Source organism: Streptomyces sp. NBC_00654 (assembly GCF_026341775.1).
Taxonomy (GTDB): Bacteria; Actinomycetota; Actinomycetes; order Streptomycetales; family Streptomycetaceae; genus Streptomyces.
On the sequence record NZ_JAPEOB010000006.1, the window covers coordinates 42,481 to 60,652 of the forward strand.

Sequence of the window (18,172 nt, forward strand, 5' to 3'; positions counted from 1 at the left end):
CTACGAGGAACTCGGCTGCTGGGTGGTGTGGGGCAGCAAGCGGCCCAGGCGGCGCTGTCACGTTGGCTGACCGGGTGGGATGATCTTCGAGTTGGTCATGGTGGAGGGGGGTGTCCGTGGGCGGTACGTTGCCGTCGCACAAGGGGCACCGGTACCCGGTGGAGATCATCTCCCACTGTGTGTGGCTGTACTTCCGGTTCCCGCTCAGCTTCCGCGAGGTCGAGGAGCTGATGCTCGAGCGCGGTGTGTTCGTCTCCTACGAGACGGTCCGCCGCTGGTGCGCCAAGTTCGGGCAGGCCTACGCCAACGTACTGCGCCGCCGGCAGCCCCGGCCGGGGGACAAGTGGCACCTGGACGAGGTCCTCATCAAGGTCAACGGCGAGGTGAAGTACCTGTGGCGGGCCGTCGACGTCGGCGGCAACGTGCTCGACATCCTGATCCAGAACCGCCGCGACAAGGCCGCGGCCAGGCGTTTCTTCCGCAGACTCCTCAAAGAGACCGGCACGGTGCCGCGGCTGGTCGTCACCGACAAGCACCCGCTCCTGCAGCGCCGCCCACCGCGAGGCGATGCCCTCGGTCGAGCACCGCTCCCACAAAGGACTGAACAACCGGGCGGAGAACTCGCACCAGCCCACCAGGCAGCGCGAGCGCGCGACGAAGGGCCTCCGCAGCGTCGGTGGCGCCCAAGGATTCCTGGCCGCGTTCAGCGGCATCCCGCCCCACTTCCGACCCGGCCGCTACCACCGAACCGCACCCGACCACCGCCTCGAGATGACCGTCCGCCTCACGAACTGGGACCAGATCACCGACGACGCCGGCCCGCCCGCCACGGCCTGACCGACAGCCAACAACCGCCTCGACCACGCCCTGACACACCGCCAGACACCTATACCCCCGACAACGTGACAACGCCCCCGGGGCGTCTTGGCTGATCGCCGGGGCCCGTGGTGTTACTGAAAGAGCTACTGCGTCAGCGCGGCAAGGGCCTGGTCGGCCATCTGTACGCCCATCGTGGCCGCGATGGTGGTGCCAGCCTCAAGGAGCTTGTCCTTAACCTGCGTAGCGAACTGGCGCAGGCGGCCCGGCTCGGGGTTCTCGGAGGTCGCCTCGGTGTGGAGGTCCTGGGCTACACGTTCCAGGGGCCCTGACCCCGGAGTTTGGACACCGGAGAGACTTGGATCTTGATGGTCCAGGAGAACGGAGTCCCTGTGGGGATGAAGCACTATCCCACCGAGTTCAAGGCGGACGCGGTGGCGCTCTACCGGTCGCGTCCGGGAGCGACGATCAAGTCGGTTGCCACCGATCTCGGGGTGAACACCGAGACGCTGCGGAACTGGATCCGGGCCGCCGACGGACGCCGTGCCGGTGCCCACTCCGCGCCTGCGGCTGCGCCGCAGCCTGGCGGCGAGCTGGTTCAGGCGGAGCTGGCCGCCGCGCGCAAGAGGATCCGCGAGCTGGAGGAAGAACGCGACATCCTCCGCAAGGCGGCCCGGTATTTCGCGACGGAGACGCGCTGGTGACCCGCTGCCAGTTCGTTGAAGATCATCAGCGCCGGTTCGGCGTCAAGCGGCTCTGTGACATTCTCGGGATCTCCCGCTCGAGCTTCTACTACTGGCGCCGGACCGCCCCTGCCAGGGTGGCCCGGCAGGCCGCTGACGCCCAGCTCGCCGCCCGGATACGCAAGGTCCACGAGGACTCCGACGGCACCTACGGCGCCCCGAGAATCACCGCTGAGCTCCGCGACGACGGCGGCCAGGCGGTCAACCACAAGCGGGTTGCGAGGATCATGCGGACGATCGGGCTCGAGGGCGTCCGGCTGCGGCGCCGGCAGCGCACCACCGTCGCGGACCCGGCCGCGCCGAAGGCGCCGGACCTGATCGGGCGTGACTTCACCGCCACGGCCCCGAACACGAAGTACGTCGGCGACATCACCTACCTGAGGATCGGTGGCGGGAAGTTCTGCTATCTCGCGACCGTCATCGACCTCTGCTCGAGACGCCTGGCGGGGTGGGCAGTCGCCGATCACATGCGGACCGAACTCGTTACCGACGCCCTGGCCGCCGCCGAGCGGACCCGCGGGAGCCTGGCCGGGGCGGTGATGCACACCGACCACGGCTCGCAATACACGAGCCGAGAATTCGCCGAAGCCTGCAGGTCAGCAGGGGTCCGTCAGAGCATGAGCGCGGTCGGGTCCAGCGCGGACAACGCACTGGCGGAGTCGTTCAACGCGACCTTCAAAGAGAGACGCTGAAGGGGCAAAGGGGCTGGCCAAGCGAGCGTGAGGCCCGGCTCGACGCCTTCCGATGGCTGACCCGATACAACACCCGACGCCGGCATTCCCGCCTCGGACAACGCTCCCCGATCGCCTACGAGACCACCTTCCACCCACTATCAACTACCCTGACCCGAGCCGCATAGATGTGTTCAAGCTCCGGGGTCAAGGCCCGTCCGCGCATCCCCCACCAAATCGCTCACACGCCGTCAACAAGCCAGAACCCAAAGCGTTTCGGATCAATATGGAGTACCCGGGGCGGGAGCTGAGCAGCCGGGGCAGCCCAAGCTTGCCACCGTTACGGTTCATTGAGATAGACATGATGGTCGGCAACCAAAAGGGCGCGTTCTTCTTCCTGTGCGGGAATTTATGGCCGAAAATCCTCGGAACATATCGGACAGTTAGGCGTCTAAGCCTCCTATTGCCAGGCATTCTCTTTCAAGAAGGACGCGATAGGTGGAGGCAATACAGGCCCGGTCGACATCGCCATATGGTAACGTCTCGACTTGCACGTGGGGGGATCATGTGGTGATATTTCTATTCCCAGGGGGGGCATTATGAATTCACTGACATCACGTATAGCTGGCTCAAGGATTACCAAAGGGGTCATGGTAGGAGCCATGGCAGTTGCGGCTATCGGTCTGGCTGCGCCACTGTCGAGCGCCTCCAATGAGTCCAGCTGGGATTACGGGTGCCGTGGGTACTGGTACACGACTTCTGGCCACGGCCACTGCTCGAGCGCGACTATGACAATGCACCCATACAAGACGAAGTACAACTGCAATAACGAGATCGACACGACGAACATCGAGTGGCTGAAGAGTGGTTTCTCGGGCAAGTTCGACACCCATGAATGCACGTTCAAGATCAACAATACAGACGTATACGTGTAGTTCCAAGAATGCCTCGATGGTGGGCCCACCATTACGGCGGGCCCACCATCTTTTCGGAGAATTCACCAATGCCGACAGGACCTATCGCTCAATTGACGTCCCTCACGCAGGGGTACGGTGGTCGAAGAATTATCGAGGATCTCGATCTTTCCATCCAGACCGGCGTCACGGGCCTGTTGGGCCCCAATGGGGCGGGCAAGACCACCCTCTTCCGTACCCTGGCTACGATTGCACCGCCGTTGAGCGGGCAGCTAGAGCTGTTCGGTGAATCCATCAGTAACGAACGGCAGGCGCGGCGAGCTCGCCGTAACATCGGCTACCTCCCGCAGGATTTCGGCTATTACCCGGCGTTCTCGATAACTGATTTCGTCCGCTACTGCGCATGGTTGCGGGAGGTGCCTTCCAAGAAGGCCGACTCGATGACCAGAGAGGCGTTGGGGGCTGTTGGCCTAGCTGATCGGGCCCAGGACCGTATGAAGTCTCTGTCCGGCGGCATGCTCCGCAGGGCTGGGATCGCCGCGGCCATCGTTGGCTCGCCCGACCTGCTCCTGCTGGACGAGCCGACCGTCGGTCTCGACCCAGCGCAACGCCTCGACTTCCGCGAGCTCATCCGCTACCTCGCCCGCGCGGGAACAGCCGTAGTCCTCAGTACCCACTTGGTCGAAGACGTGGGCGCCGCCTGCGACACAGTCCTTGTCCTGCACGACGGCCAGGTGCGCCACAGCAGCGCACCCCAGCAGCTAGCAGAGCTGGCCACGCCCATGGCTCCCGGCGACAACCCCCTGGAACGCGGCTACATGACGGTACTCGGCGGCCAGTGGTCGGACGAGGGGGACGCAGCGTGAACGCGTATCGCATCGAACTGCGCCGCTCACCACTCCTGACGGCGCTGCCCGTGATGATCGTCGTCGACCTGGTGGTTCTCTTCGGTCGCACCCGCTACTGGATTGGTGTGTGGCCTGAGGCGAGCGTCGCGGCCCAGGTCGTCACGCTCTTCCTCGGACCCGCTCTCGCTGGTGTCTCAGCCTGGCAGGCGGGGCGCTCCTCCCGCGCAGGAATGCCCGAGGCCGTACTCGCCGCAGCCCGACCAGGCTGGCGAATCGAGTCTGCACGGCTGGCCGCGACCCTCACCCTCGGATTCCTCGCGTACGCGATTGGATGCTTGACGGCCGCGGCAATCTCCTTCGGCGAGGCAGGCCCTGGCTTCTTGTGGCCGTCCTACCTCCTGCTCGGCGCCTCCACTCTGGTGATCTTCGCGTCTGTGGGCCATCTAGCCGGCCGGTGGTGGCCTTCCGCCGCATTCACCCCAGCTATGTGTGCGCTGGGCTGCTTCGTCAGCATGTTGGCGCTGCCTTTCAAGCTTAACGTCCTGGCAGGGCCTCCAGACCAGCACCTTCGGCCCCTTCCTGTCGCCCTGCGGCTGCTGTTCGCACTCACTCTCGCAGCCGTGGCAGTAACGGCTCCGCCGCTGCGCAGGAAGGCCAAGCGCGAGATGTCACGGCACAGGACGCCCCTGCACATCCGCCGTGTCGCCGCCGGGTCAGCTGTCCTTTCCTTGATTGCGCTAGCTGCCATCCCTGCCGCTGGCGAGATGCGCGTTGATCGCCCCGCAACGGCGACAGAACCGGTGTGCGAGCGCGCCGAGGAGAACAGCCCACGTGTGTGCGTGTGGCCCGAGCACCGCAAGTACCTGCCAGAATTGATTCGCATGGCCCAGCGCTTGGATCATCCCCAGCCCTGGCTGAAGGCGCCGGATACGTTTCACGAGTTCGGACTGCAGCGGAGCGACATGGGTGACCGCGGGTTCGATATCGCCGAAGGACACGTGCGCACTGCGGCGATCGCCATGGCCGACCAGGTACTCACCGAGGCGCTAGGACGATGCATGCTCCCTCACAAGGAGAAGCGAGCCTGGCAGGCCATAGATAACATCCACCTCTGGCTTGAATACCGTTCCATGGGTCAAGACCCGGCTGTCGCGGACGGAGGACTTCACATGCAGGGTGTTGCCTCCGCCCAGCGCGTAGCCGCCCAAATTTCGCAGGCGCCTGAGGCCGAACAGCGCAAATGGCTCTACCAGGAACGCGGCCACATTCTCCAAGACCCCTCCTGGTGCAAGCCTGATGACTCGCGCTGACCTTTTCCGCTATGCACGAGTCCACCGGGCCGTGGCCATCCTGGCCGGTACCGGCGCTGTTGCCCTCCTGTCAGCCTTCTTCGGCGGTGTTCAAATCTCGCTACCCTCCATCGGCAGCGGAGGAGTCACCACCGGTGTGCCCTTCCGCCGTGAACTCCCCGTGCTGTCGGCTGTCTTTCTCGCGGCGGCGCTCGGTGGTGCGATGTCGACACACGAGGAAATGGGTACTTCAGCGATGCATCGTTACCGCGGCAAGTACTGCATGGTTCTGACCCTGACGGTTTGCATCTTCTCCTTCGGTGTTGAGGCCCTAGCAGTCGGCGTGGAGGCTGGAGCCGTCTTCGTTCGATCCCTCCTGATCTGGTTCGGTCTGGCGCTTCTATCGGTGCGGCTGCTCGGCAATCAGCTCAGCTGGGTCCTCCCCTTGGCATCGGCGTTCCTCTTGATCTGGTACCCACAGGAATGGTGGGACTGGACGTCCAACTCAACCACGGACCTCTTCAGCTGGGCAGTCGCAACGATCGCTTTGGCTGTCGGAGCGGCCGCGGCTACGGCCACCCCCTGGCGCAGGAAAACCTGGTCCTGTCGGTGAGTAGGCGGTAGACCGCCCAAGTTGTCACTTCGCGGCACCCTCGGTGCGCGCTGCCCGCGATCGGGTCGCTGGGGGGCATCGTGGGCGTGAACGCGGACAGGAACCGCTGGCCGCCGACGGAGCGGAATCCCTTCATGGCACGTTCGCGCTGCCGCGTGGGCTGATGACTGTTCTCCGCCCGGTTGTTCAGGCCCTTGTGGGAACGGTGTTCCGCCGAGGGCATGACCTCGCGGTGCGCCGCTCCGCAGGAACGGAGCTTGTCGGTGACGACCACCCGCGGCACCGTACGGGTCTTCTTCATCAGGCGGCGGAAGAAGCGTCCTGCCGCGGCCTTGTCCCGGCGGCTCCGCAGGAGGATGCCGAGCACGTTGCCGTCCTGGTCGACGGCCCGCCACAGGTACTTCTACTCTCCGTCGATCTTCACGAAGACCTCGTCCAGGTGTCACTTGTCCCCGGGCCGTGGCCGACGGCGGCGCAGTCCGTCCGCGCAGGCCTGACCGAACCTGGCGGACCAGCGGCGGATGGTCTCGCAGGAGACGATGACGCCGCGCTCGAGCATCAGCTCCTCGACCTCGCGGAAGGACAACGGGAAGCGGAAGTACAGCCACACGCAGTGGGAGATCACCTCCACCGGGTACCGGTGGCCCTTGCACGACGGCGACGCGGACGACACGAACAAATCCCTCCCCGGCACGACCAACCAGAAGATCATCCCACCCGGCCAGTCAACGTGACAGTGCCTCCGTCGCACTCCGAGCCACCCAACAACTCCTCCACAGCCCCTCCTTCACGTCCGGAACCGCACATTCCACTTGTCGCACCGCTACCCGAGGTTCTGAACACGTTGATGAAGCCACCAACCGCCCCCCTGCGTGACCGTGTTCTCGTCTGGCTGCTCCCGATGTCGTGGACTCTTGCTCTCGGCATGTGGGGGCTGTCCCGACAGGACAGTGTGTGGCGGGACGAGGCGGCAACCTGGCAGGTGGCCCAACGCTCCACGCCCGAGATATGGAACATGCTGGGGAACGTCGACGTCGTGCATGGGTGCTATTACCTGTTCATGCATGGTTTATTCGAATATTTCGGACCCAGCACCACTACCCTGCGGCTGCCTTCGGTGCTGGCCACAGGAGTGGCGGCGGTTTGTGTGGCAGTCATCGGCAAACGACTGGCAGGGATATGGGTGGGCTTGGCGGGGGGGCTGGCGTTCGGCCTTCTTCCGGCCGTGCAGTTCTATCTCCAGGAGGGCCGGCCATACGCACTGGTCGCGGCCGGAGCTGGGGTTTCGACCCTGCTGCTCGTGACCGCGCTCCAAGGCCGCGCCCGGCTGCCGCACTGGTTCGCCTACGGCGGCACTGTCCTGGCATGCGGGCTGCTGAACTGGCTCTCGCTGATGATCCTGCCGGCGCACCTGATCACGCTGCTCTGGACACGAGCCACACACCGGGTGTCCATACGCTGGGGAACCGCGTCCGCAGCCGCCACGACGTGCGTACTGCCACTGGTCCTCTTCAGTCACGGCCAGTCCGTACAAGTCTCATGGATCCCGCCGTTGACCTGGCACATGCTGATCGGACCGGCGATCCTTCTCCTGATCGGCGGCGTCGGAGCCGCACTGGACCGGCCCCGGGCACGCCAACTGTCCATAGCAGCCGTCGGACTGCCGCTGCTGGCTCTGCCACAGCTCGGGCTCGTAGGCCTTTCCCTGATCCAGCCACTCTTCCTGGACCGGTACATACTCTTCAGCCTGCTGGGGCTCGCACTGCTGATCGGTTCATCCATCGGATCGGCAATACAGGCAGCCAGCCCCAGGTTCCCAAGGGCATCGACGTGGATCCTCCCTGCGGTGGTCGCCCTCGCGATGATCGCGCTGCTACCGCAGTCACTGGCCAAACGCTCTCCGGCAAGCCGGGTGGACGACGTCCTGGCGGCGGCATCAGAAGTACGAAGCATGAAAGAGCCCGGAAATGCAGTGCTCTTCATCCCCTCGGCGCGGCGGGACACCAAGTCCGTCTCCCCCAACGCCTTCGCGGGACTGCGCGACATCGCTCTGACACAGAGCCCAGGGAAGTCCGGAACGCTCAAAGGCGTGGAAGCAGAACCGGAGAGGATCCGTACCGCAATGCTCGCACAGCAAAGGATCCTGCTGATATCAGACGCGTCTCAGGTGGCACGACCGGTCACAGCCAAGCGGGACAGACTGAAGTCCTCCGTGCTGGCGACGTACTTCACAGTGGTCGCGGACGAGCATGTCCGTGGCCGTAGGGTGACGGCGTATGAGCGACGCGCGCCAACCCTCTGACTCCCCGGCACACACGTTCCCAGTACTCCAGCAGTACTTCGCGGCTTGATCTGGGGAAACGTCGAGCGGTGGGAGTGAGCCTCTTCCCACCCGACAGGTGGGAGGATCGGCGCCCTGATGGCGGGCCCGCGCACGCTCCATCAGAGCCACCGTCGTGTCGTGCCTGGCGTCCGGCACTGACACTCCCCCGCCTCCTTCCGCACCGGGTCACCCGGCGGCCGGCAACGGCGATGAACTGCCGGGGTGTGACTCATGTGGACAGGGCAGGCAACAGCTCTCCGCCTTCCCTCGTCCGGGTGGGACCGCGCGTTTCCCCGAACTGCCCCAGCAGGCAGGGGCGTCGGTGACGGCATGCACCCGATCCACTAGCAACATCTGAGTGAGTCGGCCTGGTGGTCCTGGACATCACCGCCCCCGACGAAACCAAGTTGACCACGGTGATGACCGCCCTGCAAAAACAGTGGGCGACATCCGGCGTCACCACCGGGCAGCGGACTCCCGGACAGCCCGACATCCGGGCACGCGTCCACGCCGACACCCGTCGACCCGGCACCCACCCGTCACCAACCACGGGAAAGCCACCGCCGTGAGCACCGGAGACCGCTCGGTTACAAAGGCAGCTACCAGCGCGTTCACGCCTACCTGCGGGAGAAGCGCCTATCGCCTGGACCAGTGTCCGCCCGGCCGCCGACCCCGCGGACGGTCTCCGGGTGGATTCTGCGGCACCCAGATACCCTCGCACAGAGCGAACGACTCCGGCTCAAGGCGGTGCTGGCTCAGTGCCCGGAGCTGGACGCCCTCACCGGGCACGTCCGCTCCTTCGCCCGGATGATCACCGAGCGCAAAGGCGAACGTCTACCCGAATGGCTCGACGCTGTCCGGCAAGACGATTTGCCACCCAACCACACCCTGGCTGCAGGCATCGACCGCGACCGTGATGCCGTCGCGACCGGCCTCACCCTGCCCTGGAACTCCGACGTCGTCGAAGGGCACGTCAACCGGATCAAGATGCTCAAGCGCCAGATGTTCGGCCGCGCCGTCTTCACGCTGTTACGCAAGCGTGTACTTCTGGCCTAACTGATCGTTTCAGAATGCGGTTCGGAGTCGTCTCAAGCAGATGATGCTGCAGGCGAGTTGGAGCAGACCGAGATGGAGGTCGGCGCGTATCTCGTAGCGGATCCGAAGGCGTTTGAACTGGTGCAGCCAGGCGAAGGTCCGCTCGACGACCCAGCGGGTCCTGCCCAGGCCGGAGCCGTGCGGTGTGCCGCGACGGGCGATCTTCGGTGTGATCCCACGAGCCCGGACGAGGCGGCGGTACTTGTCGTAGTCGTAGCCACGGTCGGCGAACAGTCGCCGGGGCCGGTGGCGGGGCCGGCCGCGCAGGCCGCGGATGTGCGGTATGGCGTCCAGAAGTGGCATGAGCTGGGTGACGTCGTGGCGGTTGCCGCTGGTCAGAGCAACGGCGAGCGGGGTTCCGTGCCGGTCGACGATGATGTGGTGTTTGCTGCCGGGGCGTGCGCGGTCGACCGGCGAAGGTCCGGTGTGAGCCCCCCCTTGAGGGCCCTGACGTGCGAGCCGTCGATCGCAGCGTCGTCCATCTCCAGCAGGCCCTCTTTACGCAGTTCTGCCAGCAGGACTTCGTGGAGGCGGGGCCAGACTCCGGCTTCGGTCCAGTCCCGCAGACGCCGCCAGGCCGTCACCCCACTGCAGCCCACCTGCTCCGCAGGGACGTCCCGCCAGCTCACACTTTTGCGCAGCACGTAAACGATGCCCCGCAGAGCAGCACGGTCATCGGCCGGCAGCCGCCCGGGATACCGGTGCCGCCGAGGCGGACGAGGAGGCAGCAGCGGGGCTATGCGTTCCCACAGGTCATCGGGCACGAGATCAGCAGACACCCGGCAGATCCTGCCGACACAACACCCAACTGCCAAGCCAACACACCGATCTCATTCTGAAACGATCAGTAAGGCGCTGGCGTGGTGAGCATGAGATCACCGGACTCTACGCCGTGCCCTACGACACCGAGACCGAAGTCGGCGTCACCCGGTTTCCACTGGGGCGGTGGGTGCACCAGCAGCGGCGGGCGCAGCGGGCCGGTGAGCTCGACGCCCACCGCAAGGAACTCCTCGACCAGGAGGGCATGGTCTGGGAACCCGGCGACGAAGCATGGGAGACGAAGCTCGCCGCGCTCCGATCCTTCCACCGGGCCCACGGGCATCTGGCGCCGCGGCAGGACGCCGTGTGGGGCGAGGCGGACGACGACCTGGTAGCCATCGGGCAGCTCATGGCCAACCTGCGCCGGAAGGACGGCCTGGGCAAGGACCCGGGGCGCGCCGGGACACGCGGCGAGCAGCTGGCCGCCATCGACGAGGACTGGAACTGTTCGTGGCCGCTGGACTGGCAACGCCACTACCGGGTCCTCGCCGACCTCGCCGACACCGAGACCGGCGGGACCCTCCCCGACATCCAGGCCGGTGTCCTGTTCGAGGGTGACGATCTGGGGAAATGGCTGGCGCAGCAGCGGAAGGCGCACACCTGGGCGCAGCTGAGCGGTGAGCAGCAGGAGCGGCTCGGCGGGCTCGGTGTGACACCCGACGAGCCGGAACCCGCCCCGGTGACAGCACGCGTGGCGAAGGGGGCGGGTGGGTTGTCGGCGCCGTTCCGGCGGGGGGTTGCGGCCCTTGCGCAGTACCTTCAGCGCGAAGGGCACGAGCGTCCTGTCCCGAGGAAACACGAAGAGCCGGCCGAGGTCGACGGCCAGGAGCACGTCGTGAAACTCGGTGTGTTCCTCAGCAACGCCAAGAGCCGACGCGAACGCCTCACCCAGGAGCAGCGTGAGGCCCTCGCACAGCTCGGGATGGAGTGGGCATAACACCAGCCACGGCCCGTCGTTGCCGGCGCAGCCGTTGACCTGCCGTCCCAGTCGGTTGGACGGACATGTGTGCATGATTCCGCCCCGGCATGCGCGCAGCGCACGTCCGGGTACCAGTCGGTTAACGACGTGGCCGGCGATTGAGCGGATCGGCTCGTCACGCAGCGGGAGGTCACCTGGGTTGAAGGTGCCGTCATCGTCCGGGAAGTTTGGGGGCATGAGACTGCATGGGGACAGGATCGTGCTGCGTCCAGCGACCGATGGCGATTCCGAGATCCTCGCAAGGGTCGTACGAGAGCCGGAAGTCGCGGCGTGGTGGTCGCCTCCGGACTCCTACGAGGGCATGCTGGCCGTCGTTTTCGAGGGTGCGGTCATCGGTGCCGTCCAGTTCGACGAAGAGTTCGATCCCAAGTTCCGTCACGCCAGCATCGATATCTTCATGACGGCGATGTACCACGGGAAGGGGCTCGGTGCCGACACGGTGCGTACGCTGGCCAGGTGGCTGGTGCAGGAACGCGGTCATCACCGACTGACCATCGATCCCGCCGCAGCCAATACCGCGGCGATCCGCTGCTACGGGAAGGTCGGGTTCAAGTCCGTGGGCATCATGCGAGCGTACGGGTGACCACCGGACGGGGGCCTGGCAGGACGGGCTGCTGATGGATCTGCTCGCGGACGAGCTTTCCTGACCCGGTCGGCCCGCCCACGCTTCGGGGCGTGACGTGACAAGGGCCGCGCGGGTTCTTCGGGTGAAAGGACGAAGTGGGCCCGTGCGACCTTGTCGGATCCTGCCCTTCGGTGGTATCTCCCGGGGGGGTGTAGCGGTCAGTTCGTTGAGTCGCCGGCTAGGCGCGCGGCGCGTTCCTGTTCTATGGCGCGGTGCAAGTGCCACAGGGTCACTGCGGGAAGCAGGCCGCCGAGCCGGGCAGCCGCCTTCAAGTCCTCCACCGCACCCGTCAGGAAAGTCTTGGCTGTGTGCCCGGGCTCGTCGGCCCGGGCGGGAGCATCAGCGGCGGCCGCTCCGAGGAGATCGGCCAGCTCGGCGATCCCCGGATCTTCCGGCACCGCCCTGCCCCACCTCGCGGCCGCGTCACCGAGCTGAGCAATACGACGGTCGCGCCTGGCTGCCAGGCGTAAGGAGATGTCCCCGTTGTTCACAGAGACATCGTCCCCCACCGTCCGAACACGAGAACACAAAACCGCCAGCAGACGATGGCCCGATCCGGGGCGGGCCATCGGACCTCGGCACACGGCCCCTCCCGCCCGGGCCGCATGAGCAGCGCGAATCCGGCCCCGACCAGCCAGCTCGCCGACCTTGACGCAGAGCGGACCGGTACGCGAACGGGACTGGCTACCTGCCATCCCGCAACACTGCACGGGAGTGGCTGTTGCCCCTGCAGGAACGACGACCGGAGCCACACCAGCCCAGCCCCGCAGGCCCCACAACCAGGCCACATACCGAGGACAAGTGAGACTGCACATCGCCCAACCCACCTGCGCACCCTGCCGCAGCAACCAGGAAAGCCAAGGCCACCGAGCTCGGTCGTTCCCGTGCTGCGCAGATCGGATGAGCACCCCCACCCCGAACACGGGCAGTCATACTACGAAGCCCCAGTTCAGAAACCCGCTCTCTACGCAGATCCACAGATCGGCGGCAGCCAGGCCCTCGCCGGGCTCGGGGTGGAATGGGCGTGACACCGGCCATGGTCGGTCGTTGAACCGGCGGAACACGTCACAGTGCACCGCGAGACCCCGGGCGCCATCGCCCGGGGTCGCGTGCTGTGTCGGCGCCGCCGACATCACGGGGTGCCGTCCGGGGTGTCCGGGTGGTTCAGGCGGCCGAGTGTTTCCAGCAGGTGGGCGACGCGGCCGGACTCCGGGGCGTCCTGGACCGCTGCGGCCTCGGTGAGAACATCCTGACGGATGTCCGGCGGTGCGTCCCGCCAGTGGGCCGCCAGCTGATCGAGGCGTGCGGTATCGCCCGGCTCCGGGTCGGGCAGCCGTTCCGTCAGATCTCCTCCGGCCCAAGGTCCCGGACCCAGCGCCACCGGCCCGTCGTATCGGGTGCGTACAGGGACCGGCCACCGGGGTGCTCTCCGTAGTCGCTGATGATCGCGGTCCAGGGATCCGGATCACCGGTGTCCACCGGCACCACCCACCCATCGAGCGGCCCGCCGTACAACTCGACCTCGGTCATCGTGTCGTCCACCACCTCACCGTACGAGGCAGACACCCCCCTCAGGTGAGCAATCCAGCCAGGAAGGCGAGTCCGGAGCGGGTCGGCACCCCTGGAGTGCCGCCGCTCCCGGAAACCCGCCGCACCACTGGTGTGCCGCACTGGGGCCTCGGCTTCATTGACCCGAATTGCTGCGCCGGAGTGGGGTGTTGGGATCGAATACAGGTATGCCTTCCACGCCTGCCCGCGCCCGCGGTTACGCCGTACCACCCGTCTCACTGCCCGTACCTCCGTAGGCCTGGGAGCAGGCTCCACCCGGCCACCAGACACTCCCCCTCCCACTCCCGCTGACCCTGCCCCTGACCCGGCCCCGGCTCCGGCTCCGGCTCCGGCTCCGGCTCCGGCTCCGGCTCCGGCTCCCGGGGAACGTCCGGAGGCCCTGGACTGGGCGCGCCGGATCGAGTTGTTCACTGTCGTGGTCGCCGCTGTCGTGGCGGTGGTGGGTCTCTGGTACTCGAACGTTCAGACCAGGCAGGCCAATGAGCAGGCCCGCCAGGCGACCACCCAGGCGCGGGATGACCGGGCGCTGGCGAAGGAGGGGCAGATCACCGACCGGTACACGGCGGCGGTAGGGAATCTCGGTGAGGACAAGATGGACGTGCGGCTGGGCGGCATCTACGCCTTGCAACGGATCATGCAGGACTCCCACCGCGACCAGCCCACCATCGCCAACGTCCTCGCCACCTACATCCGCACCCACGCCACCAAACCCCCGCCCGAAGGCCAGGACGTCCCGGCCGACGTCCACGCCGCCCTCACCATCCTCGCCACCCGCGACACCAAACAGGACAGCACCTTCCGCCTCGACCTCCACGGCGCCAAACTCCCCAGCATCGCCCTCACCGTCAGACTGGTGGCACTACACGGCGCGGACCTGCGCGACGTGGACCTGAGCGGCGCGCAGCTGCATAGCGCGGACCTGCGCGGCACGGGACCTGACGAAGCGGCAGATTGACTCAGCCTTCGCCGACAGCGATACACAGATCGATTAGCACCTGCCGTGCTTCCCGCCGGCTGTGACCACGATCGTGACCGGACCGGTAACAGGGCCGCTGCGACCACCCCCGGCAGGGCCGACCCGTGGATGCCGGGGTCGTCGGGTACCTGTCCGCCCCACGGCGCTGCCGCTTCAACGAGCTGGGTGACACGGCGGCCGTGCCCGGACGCACGCGCGGGGAGCACAGCCTCTGCGTCCAGTCGTCGGTGTCGCTGCACGAGCCGGCCGTGGAGAGCGCGGGCAGCAGTGACCGCGCGGACGCGTTCCGCGCGTGGAACCGGCCGAGCACACTCGGAAGGATCGACCGGCGGATCTCGGGGCGCGTACGGCGGGTGTGAGCCGCCCCTTTTTGATCACGTGTGTCCGGCGGGTACAACCCTTGGCCGGATCCGGCTGTCTGTACGGGAGCAGATCAACTGCATTCGAACGCGCAGTGACCATCGGGGGAACATGCCCGGGACGTTCCCGCGCACTCTCCCTTAGGAGTCCCGCGTGGCAGCCCGCACCCTCGGTACACGCCTGGTCCTCGCCATCACCGTGGCATCCGCCGTCGCCAGCCTGCCCCACGTCGCCCATGCGGCCGTGCCGTCCGGCCCCGTACAGGCGACGACCGCCCCCGCCGGGCCGCAAGACGACTTCAACGGTGACGGGTACGATGATCTGGCGTTCTCGGCGCCCGGGGCGACGGTCAACGGTTTCGCCGGTGCCGGATTCGCCGGAGTGGTCTACGGGTCGAGCAGTGGCCTGAAGACCGCCACCAAGCAGGTCCTCACCCAGGACTCGGCCGGCATCCCCGATGTCGCGGAGACCGGGGACAGGTTCAGCAGCACGCTCGTCTCCGCCGACCTCGACAAGGACGGATACACCGACCTGGTGGTCGGCTCGGCGGGTGAGGACGGTGTCGGCGTGGACGCCGGGACGCTGACCGTCGTATGGGGTGGTGCGGCCGGGCTTTCAGGTGGCGCCACACTCCTGCTGGGCACCCCGTACAGCGAGGTCGGCAGCGAACTGACCGCGGGCGACTTCAACGGGGACGGGTCCAAGGACCTCGCCACGTTCGTGCACGACGACCTCCAGGTCCTGACGGGGCCGTTCACCCGCGCCGGAACCGCGACCTCCGCCGCCCTGACGCCCTATGCCACCCACCGGTGGTTCGAGCTCAGGGCGGGCGATGTCAACGGCGACGGGCGAGACGATGTCGTGGGTGTCTCCCACCACGACAGCGAGGACGACCTGCGGATGGTATCCGTCGCTGCGGGCAGCCCCACCGGTCCAGGTCGCTTCAGCGTGGCGACCGGAGCCGACGGGCACCGGCTGGAGGCCGGGGAGAAGCTCGCCGTCGGCAACGTGAACGGCGACGCGTACGCCGACATCATCGTGGGCCGCCTCGAAGGCTACGACAGCGACGTCGACCACCCCCTCTCGCTCGGCGGCCTGATCACCTATGTGCCGGGCAGCGCCGCGGGCGCCCAGGGCACCAAGGCGAAGGTCTTCAACCAGGACTCCGCGGGCGTGCTCGGTGTCGCCGAGCGCGGCGACCTGTTCGGCCAGTCCCTCGCCATCGCCGACACCAACGGGGACGGCTACGGGGAGGTCGCGGTCGGGGTGCCGGGCGAGGCGCTCGGCACGGTCGCACGGGCGGGCGGGATCGTGATCCTGCCGGGCACGGCGGCCGGTCCGACGGGCACGGGTTCGACGGGCTTCAACCAGACCACCGAAGGCATCACCGGGACGGCGGAAGCGGGCGACCTGTTCGGCGGTGCGGCCGCGTTCGTGGACGGCGACAAGGACGGCCGCGCCGAACTGGCCGTGGGCGCACCCGGCGAGAACGCCGGTGAGGGTTCCCTCTGGGTCGTTCCGTCGATGAAGACCGGAACCGGCTCCTTCACGTTCGGCCACGGCACGCTGGGCACGGTGGCGGTCAAGGCGGCCCTGGGGTCGTCCTTCAGCCGCTGAGTCGCGCGACGCCGCCCCCGGCCTCCTGGGGCGGGTCCGGTGGCGGTGGCGGAAGCCACCGCCACCGTCGGTTCGGGCCGTACTCCGGAGACCCGCCCTGACCCGCGCACCCATACGGCACGGGCTACCCCGACCCTATCCAGCACGGCCGCCGCAACGGCGGCTTCGGCGCCCAGCGCATGGTCGCCACCGTGGTCGTAGTGATGCAGCGGGGCTGCCCGTCAACGATCCGTGCGGGAGACCCGCTCCAGCGCTTCTCCCGGCTGGCTTCGTACACGGCAAGCAGCAGCGTTTCGACAGCAGTTTGGACGGCACCACGACCGGCGGTGCTTCCCGGATGCTCACGGCTTCGGGAGACAGCGCAGCCGGTCGGGAACCTCAGCGCTCAAAGCGGTCCCGCCCGACACCCGGACGCGGGATACCGTCCAGGCCGACGACGTTCACGACGCGGGCCTCACCCGGAACGGGCGGGTCGGGGACCGGGGCTGCGGAACCCCGCTCACCGGAACACCATGCGTCGGAGTCCGAGGCCTCGCGGACGCGGGCCGATGAGGTGATGCCCTTTCAGTCCTTCCGCGCGTCACTGCCCCGACCCCGCGCCGGGGACCGGAGGATGGGCGGGCTGCGTCCGGGTTCCAGTCCCTGTTTGGCGTCAGCCCCGGAGGTTCCCGGGACGACGCCGTCACGCCGCTCGCCCTGGGAGCCCCCGGCACCCGCACCCGATCGTCGAACGGTTCGCCCTGCGCGACGCGGACGACGGGATTTCCCGCCCGCCGAGCGGTCCGCTGGGCACGACCGGATATCTGGCAGCAGGACCGCCTGAACAGAACTCCCGGAGTATGCCCGGGGTCTGCCGGTGGGGGCGGGGCCACAGCTCTCGGGCCGCAGCCAGCGGCTACGGCTTCGAGGTACCGCGGCGGTACTCGGCGTTGATCCGCTGGGCTTCCTCCAGCTGGTCCTCGAGGATGACGATGCGGCAGGCCGATTCGATCGGGGTGCCCTGGTCGACGAGTTCCCGGGCGCGGGCGGCGATGCGCAGCTGGTAGCGGGAGTAGCGGCGGTGGCCGCCCGCGGAGCGGAGTGGGGTGATGAGGCGGGCTTCGCCGATGGCTCGGAGGAAGCCCTGGGTGGTGCCGAGTATTTCGGCGGCCCGGCCCATGGTGTAGGCGGGGTAGTCGTCGTCGTCGAGACGGCCGAACGAGTCGTCTGCTGTCACTTGCACCTCTCATGGAACGCGTGGAGGGGCCCGGGTGCCATGTGGCACCCGGGCCCCGAAGGAACTGCTACACCATCAGCCGGCCCTGCTGTTGGCCCGGCCTTCTTGTTCCGCACCGGCCCACGGGGGATGAGGGCGTGTGCGGGGATCGCGGTTGCTTGACCGGAGACCACCTCACTATCGATGTCCTGCGGTACCCGGGCCCAAAACTTCCGCCCGGGCGATCCTGATGGCGGTCAACTCCTCCGTTCTTCCCTCTGGGATCAATCACTTACCTACTGCTTTGTTGCGTACTGCTGGTGATGCGAACTGCTCGGTGGCCTGCGGTAGCGCCACTCTTCGGCAGCCAGCCCCGTCGCCCGTGATGCGTCTTCTCTGGCTTGGAACCCCGCTGCCGAACCTCCCGGTGCGTACGCCCGCAGCCGACGCCTTCACCGAGGTACCGCTCCTGGTCATGCTGCTGCGTGATGCCACTACGTGAACTGCTCACGGCGGCCCCTGACTACTGCGGGCCACCCGGTCCGGCCGTCAGTCCCGTCGCCTTCCTGCAACCACCCTGGCTCCGGAACTCCACCACCGCACCGCCCTGCGAACTACAACTACGGGTACTGCTGCCCGGCAGTTCGTTTCTGCCGGGCCCTGCTCGATCTCGGCTACGAGAGAAACCATAACCACACCACCACCCAATGTCTACCCTGG

Annotated in this window: 14 protein-coding genes and 6 pseudogenes; 14 read left to right on the plus strand and 6 right to left on the minus strand. The window is 67.3% G+C overall.

The window, feature by feature from the left end:
• Positions 1-110: 110 nt before the first annotated feature.
• From OHA98_RS40630 to OHA98_RS40655, 6 genes and pseudogenes are all read left to right on the plus strand, one after another.
• Positions 111-837 (plus strand): annotated as a pseudogene (locus tag OHA98_RS40630) (IS6 family transposase).
• A gap of 110 nt (positions 838-947) precedes the next feature.
• Positions 948-1,148 carry a hypothetical protein gene (locus OHA98_RS40635; protein WP_266933315.1) on the plus strand — a complete coding sequence of 67 codons (201 nt, stop codon included), beginning with the start codon at positions 948-950 and terminating at the stop codon, positions 1,146-1,148.
• Positions 1,149-1,208: 60 nt separating this feature from the next.
• Positions 1,209-2,418 (plus strand): annotated as a pseudogene (locus OHA98_RS40640) (IS3 family transposase).
• 839 nt (positions 2,419-3,257) lie between these two features.
• Complete coding sequence (locus tag OHA98_RS40645; protein WP_266933316.1) at positions 3,258-4,010, plus strand: ATP-binding cassette domain-containing protein; 753 nt, start codon at positions 3,258-3,260, stop codon at positions 4,008-4,010.
• Positions 4,007-5,302 carry an ABC transporter permease gene (locus OHA98_RS40650; RefSeq protein ID WP_266933318.1) on the plus strand — a complete coding sequence of 432 codons (1,296 nt, stop codon included), beginning with the start codon at positions 4,007-4,009 and terminating at the stop codon, positions 5,300-5,302. The genes OHA98_RS40645 and OHA98_RS40650 overlap by 4 nt, the downstream gene beginning before the upstream one ends.
• Positions 5,303-5,333: 31 nt before the next feature.
• Positions 5,334-5,894, plus strand: a complete 561-nt coding sequence (locus OHA98_RS40655) for a hypothetical protein (RefSeq protein ID WP_266933320.1) — start codon at positions 5,334-5,336, stop codon at positions 5,892-5,894.
• An 85-nt stretch (positions 5,895-5,979) separates the two neighbouring features.
• On the opposite strand, the pseudogene OHA98_RS40660 reads toward OHA98_RS40655, so the two are convergent.
• A pseudogene (locus tag OHA98_RS40660) lies at positions 5,980-6,567 on the minus strand (IS6 family transposase); the annotation flags it as partial.
• Between the two features lie 174 nt (positions 6,568-6,741).
• Between OHA98_RS40660 and OHA98_RS40665 the strand changes: the two are divergent.
• From OHA98_RS40665 to OHA98_RS40675, 3 genes and pseudogenes are all read left to right on the plus strand, one after another.
• Positions 6,742-8,196 carry a glycosyltransferase family 39 protein gene (locus OHA98_RS40665; protein ID WP_266933322.1) on the plus strand — a complete coding sequence of 485 codons (1,455 nt, stop codon included), beginning with the start codon at positions 6,742-6,744 and terminating at the stop codon, positions 8,194-8,196.
• Between the two features lie 440 nt (positions 8,197-8,636).
• On the plus strand, positions 8,637-8,786 hold the full coding sequence (locus OHA98_RS40670) for a DUF6207 family protein (RefSeq protein ID WP_266933381.1): 150 nt from the start codon (positions 8,637-8,639) through the stop codon (positions 8,784-8,786).
• 10 nt (positions 8,787-8,796) lie between these two features.
• Positions 8,797-9,273, plus strand: a pseudogene (locus tag OHA98_RS40675) (transposase); the annotation flags it as partial.
• A gap of 9 nt (positions 9,274-9,282) precedes the next feature.
• On the opposite strand, the gene OHA98_RS40680 reads toward OHA98_RS40675, so the two are convergent.
• Positions 9,283-10,091 (minus strand): IS5 family transposase gene (locus OHA98_RS40680; protein ID WP_266927470.1). Its coding sequence is split into 2 segments (ribosomal slippage): positions 9,283-9,743 and positions 9,743-10,091, totalling 810 coding nucleotides; the frame shifts between segments, so codons are not numbered across the junction.
• Positions 10,092-10,153: 62 nt separating this feature from the next.
• Here OHA98_RS40680 and OHA98_RS40685 point away from each other — a divergent pair.
• Together OHA98_RS40685 and aac(6') are read left to right on the plus strand one after the other, a co-directional pair.
• Positions 10,154-11,068, plus strand: a pseudogene (locus OHA98_RS40685) (helicase associated domain-containing protein); the annotation flags it as partial.
• Between the two features lie 217 nt (positions 11,069-11,285).
• Positions 11,286-11,757, plus strand: a pseudogene (aac(6'), locus tag OHA98_RS40690) (aminoglycoside 6'-N-acetyltransferase).
• 136 nt (positions 11,758-11,893) lie between these two features.
• Here aac(6') and OHA98_RS40695 read toward each other — a convergent pair.
• From OHA98_RS40695 to OHA98_RS40705, 3 genes are all read right to left on the minus strand, one after another.
• On the minus strand, positions 11,894-12,226 hold the full coding sequence (locus OHA98_RS40695; RefSeq protein WP_266933324.1) for a hypothetical protein: 333 nt from the start codon (positions 12,224-12,226) through the stop codon (positions 11,894-11,896).
• Positions 12,227-12,867: 641 nt separating this feature from the next.
• A complete protein-coding gene (locus tag OHA98_RS40700; RefSeq protein WP_266933326.1) occupies positions 12,868-13,116 on the minus strand; it encodes a hypothetical protein in 249 nt (82 codons plus the stop codon).
• The gene (locus tag OHA98_RS40705) at positions 13,077-13,277 is read right to left on the minus strand and encodes a hypothetical protein (RefSeq protein WP_266933327.1); all 201 of its coding nucleotides are present in this window, start codon (positions 13,275-13,277) and stop codon (positions 13,077-13,079) included. The genes OHA98_RS40700 and OHA98_RS40705 overlap by 40 nt, the downstream gene beginning before the upstream one ends.
• Positions 13,278-13,707: 430 nt before the next feature.
• Here OHA98_RS40705 and OHA98_RS40710 point away from each other — a divergent pair, with 430 nt between their 5' ends.
• The 3 genes from OHA98_RS40710 to OHA98_RS40720 all read left to right on the plus strand — a co-directional run bounded on the left by OHA98_RS40710 (position 13,708) and on the right by OHA98_RS40720 (position 16,257).
• Positions 13,708-14,259: a pentapeptide repeat-containing protein gene (locus OHA98_RS40710; RefSeq protein WP_266933329.1), complete on the plus strand. Its 552-nt coding sequence runs from the start codon at positions 13,708-13,710 to the stop codon at positions 14,257-14,259.
• Positions 14,260-14,384: 125 nt separating this feature from the next.
• Entirely contained in the window at positions 14,385-14,639 is a 255-nt protein-coding gene (locus tag OHA98_RS40715) for a hypothetical protein (protein ID WP_266933331.1), read from the plus strand.
• 154 nt (positions 14,640-14,793) lie between these two features.
• On the plus strand, positions 14,794-16,257 hold the full coding sequence (locus OHA98_RS40720) for a VCBS repeat-containing protein (RefSeq protein ID WP_266933333.1): 1,464 nt from the start codon (positions 14,794-14,796) through the stop codon (positions 16,255-16,257).
• Positions 16,258-17,152: 895 nt separating this feature from the next.
• Here OHA98_RS40720 and OHA98_RS40725 read toward each other — a convergent pair.
• Positions 17,153-17,473, minus strand: a complete 321-nt coding sequence (locus OHA98_RS40725) for a MerR family transcriptional regulator (protein WP_266814172.1) — start codon at positions 17,471-17,473, stop codon at positions 17,153-17,155.
• Positions 17,474-18,172: the final 699 nt, after the last annotated feature.

What these genes read in the sequence shown, in the direction of transcription:
- OHA98_RS40665 (WP_266933322.1), top strand. Translation starts at nt 6,742, where the DNA reads ATGAAGCCACCAACCGCCCCCCTGCGTGACCGTGTTCTCGTCTGGCTG.
- OHA98_RS40670 (WP_266933381.1), top strand. Translation starts at nt 8,637, where the DNA reads ATGACCGCCCTGCAAAAACAGTGGGCGACATCCGGCGTCACCACCGGG.